At 59.5% G+C, this 4,700-nt stretch carries 5 protein-coding genes; all 5 read left to right on the forward strand.

Annotation, left to right across the window (positions count from 1 at the left end):
- Positions 1–498: ATP-binding cassette domain-containing protein (locus EN914_RS24760; RefSeq protein WP_164778886.1), on the forward strand; the 498-nt coding region annotated here is incomplete at its 5' end.
- The gene (locus tag EN914_RS24765; protein ID WP_024502420.1) at positions 486–1,484 is read left to right on the forward strand and encodes an ABC transporter permease; all 999 of its coding nucleotides are present in this window, start codon (positions 486–488) and stop codon (positions 1,482–1,484) included. The genes EN914_RS24760 and EN914_RS24765, both read left to right, overlap by 13 nt.
- Before the next feature lie 54 nt (positions 1,485–1,538).
- The gene (locus EN914_RS24770; RefSeq protein WP_013533130.1) at positions 1,539–2,489 is read left to right on the forward strand and encodes a substrate-binding domain-containing protein; all 951 of its coding nucleotides are present in this window, start codon (positions 1,539–1,541) and stop codon (positions 2,487–2,489) included.
- A gap of 72 nt (positions 2,490–2,561) precedes the next feature.
- Positions 2,562–3,155 (forward strand): DJ-1/PfpI family protein, encoded by a 594-nt coding sequence (locus tag EN914_RS24775; RefSeq protein ID WP_013533129.1) that lies wholly within the window; start codon positions 2,562–2,564, stop codon positions 3,153–3,155.
- A 1,294-nt stretch (positions 3,156–4,449) separates the two neighbouring features.
- A partial coding sequence (locus EN914_RS38755) for a hypothetical protein (RefSeq protein ID WP_206527230.1) occupies positions 4,450–4,700 on the forward strand: 251 nt, incomplete at its 3' end.

Below are 4,700 nucleotides of genomic sequence, written 5' to 3' on the forward strand. Positions count from 1 at the left end.
CAAGAGCACTTGGCGCCTAACCTGACGCTGTCGGCGCTCGATGTGTTCCATCCCGGCCTCTCGATGGGTCGGCGCCGCGAAGCGCAAGCCCTGGAACAGGCCGTGGAGACATATGACATCAGGCTGAAGAGCCTCGGCGCCAAAGCGGCCCAGCTTTCCGGGGGCAATCAGCAGAAGCTGCTGCTGGCGAAGGTGCTGCTGACCGATCCTTCGGTGGTCATTATCGACGAGCCCACGCGTGGCATCGACATCGCCAACAAGGCGCAGATCTATGCCTTCATCCAGGAGCTTGTGGCCAAGGGCAAGGCCTGCATCGTCATCTCTTCGGAGATGCAGGAATTGATCGGCATCTGCGACCGCATCCTGGTGATGCGCGAAGGCCGCATCACCGGCGAGGTCAGTGGCGCCGAAATGACCGAAAGCAATGTGGCGGTACTGGCGACTAGTGGCCCCAAGCCAGGGCCAAAAGCCAAGGGAGGCACAAAATGGCTGTCATGAGCGAATCCGCACCCAGGCGTCGCCCCCTCGATCTCAACATCAGTTGGACCGATATCGGGCCTTTTCTTGCGCTGGCAGCTCTGCTGGTGGCCGGTTACCTCATCAACCCCGATTTCCTGTCCGCCACCAACCTCGCCAACGTCATCACCCGCAGCGCCTTCATCGCCATTATCGCGGTCGGCGCGACATTTGTGATCTCGTCGGGGGGGCTCGATCTTTCCGTCGGCTCGATGGCCGCCTTCATCACCGGCATCACCATCATGTTCATGAACGCGGTGGCGCCGCATGCCGGCATCTGGGCTATTCCCGCCGGTATGGCGGTTGCGATCCTGGTCGGCCTCCTGTGCGGGCTTGCCAACGGGCTCATCGTCACGGTCGGCAGGATCGAACCGTTTATCGCCACGCTGGGCACGATGGGGATTTTCCGGGCGCTGATAACCTATCTGACCGATGGCGGCACGATACCGATCGACAGGTCGTTGCGCGAGGCCTACCGGCCTGTCTATTTCGGCACGGTCGGCGGGATCCCGGTTCCAATCCTCATATCCGTCGCAGTCGCCGCGGTCGCATCCTTCATCCTTTACAAGATGAAATATGGGCGCAAATGTGCGGCGGTCGGCGCCAATGAGGATGTCGCCCGTTATTCCGGCATCTCGGTGATCAGGACACGGACCGTGGCCTATATCGTCCAGGGTGTCTGTGTGGCGATTGCCGCGATCTGCTACGTGCCGCGCCTGGGCGCCGCAACGCCGACAACCGGACAGCTTTGGGAACTGCAGGTCATCACCGCCGTGGTGATTGGCGGCACCGCATTGCGCGGCGGCAAGGGCCATGTGTGGGGGACAGTCGCCGGCGCCGTCATCCTGGAACTCATCGCCAACCTCATGGTGCTGTCAGACTTCGTCTCCGAATACCTCGTTGCCGCTGTTCAAGGCGTCATCATCATCATCGCCATGCTCATCCAGCGGTTTTCGAATTCGAAATAGCGCCGCGTCCGGACCACGCGGATTAACGTTCTTGTAGGTCCAAGGGAGAAGACAATGTTCAGTAGAAAATGGATTGCGGCAGCGACACTTGGCGCGCTGCTGCTGGCCGGCCAGGCCATGGCGCAAGACAAGAAGGTCATCGCGGTGTCGATACCGGCCGCTGACCACGGTTGGACAGCGGGCATCGTCTACCACGCACAAGCGGCGGCCAAGGAAATCAACGCCGCGTTCCCGAACGTCGAAGTGGTCGTGAAGACGTCGCCGTCCGCGGCGGAGCAGGTCAGCGCGCTTGAGGACCTGTCGGCCAGCCGCAAGCTGGATGCTCTGGTGATCCTGCCTTACAGCTCGGAAGAGCTGACCCAGCCGGTCAAGGCTATCAAGGACATGGGCACGTTCATCACCGTCGTCGATCGCGGTCTGACTGACGCCTCCGTCCAGGATCTCTACCTCGCCGGCGACAATATCGCGGTTGGCACCAACACCGCCAAGTTCATGATCGACAAGCTTGGCGGCAAGGGCGACGTCGTTGTGTTGCGCGGCATTCCGACCGTCATCGACGACGAGCGCATCAAGGGCTTCCAGGACACGATCAAAGGCACTGATCTGAAAGTCCTCGACATCCAGTACGCGCATTGGAACAGCGACGAAGCCTTCAAGCTGATGCAGGACTATCTGGCCAAGTACCCGCATATCGATGCGGTGTGGGCCAATGACGACGACATGCTGCTTGGCGTGCTCGAGGCGGTCAAGCAGTCGGGGCGGACCGACATCAAGCTTGCGCTCGGTGGCAACGGCATGAAGGACATCGTCAAGAAAGTGATCGACGGCGACGCCATGACGCCGGTCGAGACGCCATACCCGCCGTCGATGATCAAGACCGCGATCTACATGACAGTCGCCAACCTGATCGGCCAGGCACCCGTCCGTGGCACCGTCAAGCTCGACGCGCCGTTGATCACCCAGGCCAACGCCAAGGAATATTACTTTCCGGATTCGCCATTCTGACCCTATCCGATTTCACAGAAAGGCAGGCGCAGTCTGCGCCTTGCCTAGCTCAAAACACTGAGAGGAAGAACCATGCCAGGCAAAAAGATACTGATGCTGACCGGTGAGTTCACCGAAGAATACGAAATCTTTGTCTATCAGCAAGCGATGGAAGCCGTCGGTCACACCATCCACGTGGTATGCCCGGACAAGAACGCCGGAGATCTGATCAAGACCTCGCTGCACGACTTCGAGGGCGACCAGACCTACACCGAAAAGCTCGGCCATTATGCGCTGATCAACAAGACTTTCTCGGAAGCCGAGAGGCAGCTCGATCAGTATCATGCCGTCTACTGCGCGGGCGGCCGCGGCCCGGAATACATCCGCACCGACAAGCGCGTGCAGGCGATCGTGCGCCATTTCCACGAGGCCAAGAAGCCAATCTTCACCATCTGCCACGGCGTGCAGATCCTGATCGCTGTCGACGGCGTGGTGCGCGGCAAGAAGGTCGCGGCACTCGGCGCCTGCGAGCCGGAGGTGACACTGGCGGGTGGCACCTATATCGACCTGTCGCCGACCGAGGCCTATGTGGACGGGACAATGGTTTCGGCCAAAGGTTGGACGGCGCTTGCTGCGTTCATCCGCGAATGTCTGAAGGTGCTGGGAACGGAAATCCGCCACGCATAAGCTTCAGGAACCGACGCATTCGCCAAGGGATGCGTCGGTTCCCTTCAACAGCGCTTCCATATCCATCAATTCGGTCGGGATCGCAGCTCCCGAGCTACGATATAGGCGAGACACTTAAGTATTGCCGCCTGTTGCGCCGCTTTTCGTCCTGCCTGTTCCACTGGTGCTGTTCGACAGGGTTGGCGCGCGGCGTTGTTTCAGCATCCGGATAGGCCGTGTCGTCGACCGTGCGGCCCCGTCGTCCCCCCGAGGCCACCTCGCTCCGGGCTTGCTTATTCGGATTGCAAGCTGCTGACATCAGTCAACGCCTGCAACGGCGCTACGCCACCGGAAATCGGGGTGCGCTTGAGTTCAGGCCCGCGTCAGTAAATCTGGCATCGCGGATAATCCAATAATCTCCCGGCGTCCGGGGCTGGTCATCGGCCTGACGAAAAGAACGGCGTCCAGGAACGATTTCGGCCGGCTGTCGTTGCCTGACATTAGGTATCCCTTATGGACTTTGCGAAATGCCGCTGTGTCAGAATCTATGCCCTCTTGAAATGACGTTCAAATGTCCTCGCTGCGGATTGGCTTTGCTGAAACCCGGGCGCTGGTTCCAGGTTGCGTCCAAATATCGCTGCGAGGGCTGTCACAGCGAAATCCGGATTACGTATCCCGACAAGATTGCACTTTTCCAGAAGTATGCGGATTCGCAGGGCGAGGTCCATCTCCCCCAAAGCATAGCTCAGTCCTGACCAGTCGTTCAGCGGCTAGGCCACGGTCCTGCAGGAGGGCAGGCGATCTGAAGGCTGACTTCCGGCGGTAGGGTTGCCTGTAGCATGGAACGAAATCCGTTCCCTGCGGTTGGAGTTGTCCAGCTACACGCGATTGAACCGGCCTTGCCCCACAGTCAGGAGCAGTGATGCAAACATACCTGGTGGAACAAATGGAGGGGGATGACGTGGTCGCGGCGAGTAACGTCAATGCGTCCAGCCCGTTCACGGCGGCGACTATGTCAACGGGACGCCAGGTTACCCTGCGGACTTGGGAAAACAATTGGGTTCGTGTAACGGATGAGCTTGGAGGGGAAGTGTTCGCATACTGCTTCGTTTCAAGCACTGGCAAAGCGGATAGCAGCGCGCAGCCCGACACCTCTGTAAGGTAAGGTAGTCCCGCAGCCCGGGCGGGCGCAGGCTGGCCTCTTCATCTTCGAATAATTCAAGCGATTAAGACCGTCTCACGCATCATCCGAATGATTGATGAAAAGATCATGCCGCGGAGCGATAAGCGGCAACAATCCTAGCGTGGGGCCCTTATGTCTCTGGCGCATTTAGAATCTTCGAGGGCGATTCAAACGGTGCAGGCTGACTACCAAGCGGTGGTCCCTTGCCGATGGTTAAAAGCTCCCGATCATGCTCTTGACCATGGCGGGCCTGTTCTACGTCTGCATCAACGGATGGGAACTGGCTTCGCCGACGTTCCTGTCTTTGATCACCTGAGGGAGATCGCCGGGCGTTATTCCGAAAAATTAGCCGCCAGCGACGGCACCAATCGACTGACCTATTC

This window comes from Mesorhizobium sp. M7A.F.Ca.CA.001.08.2.1 (assembly GCF_003998455.1).
Classification (GTDB): Bacteria; Pseudomonadota; Alphaproteobacteria; order Rhizobiales; family Rhizobiaceae; genus Mesorhizobium; species Mesorhizobium ciceri.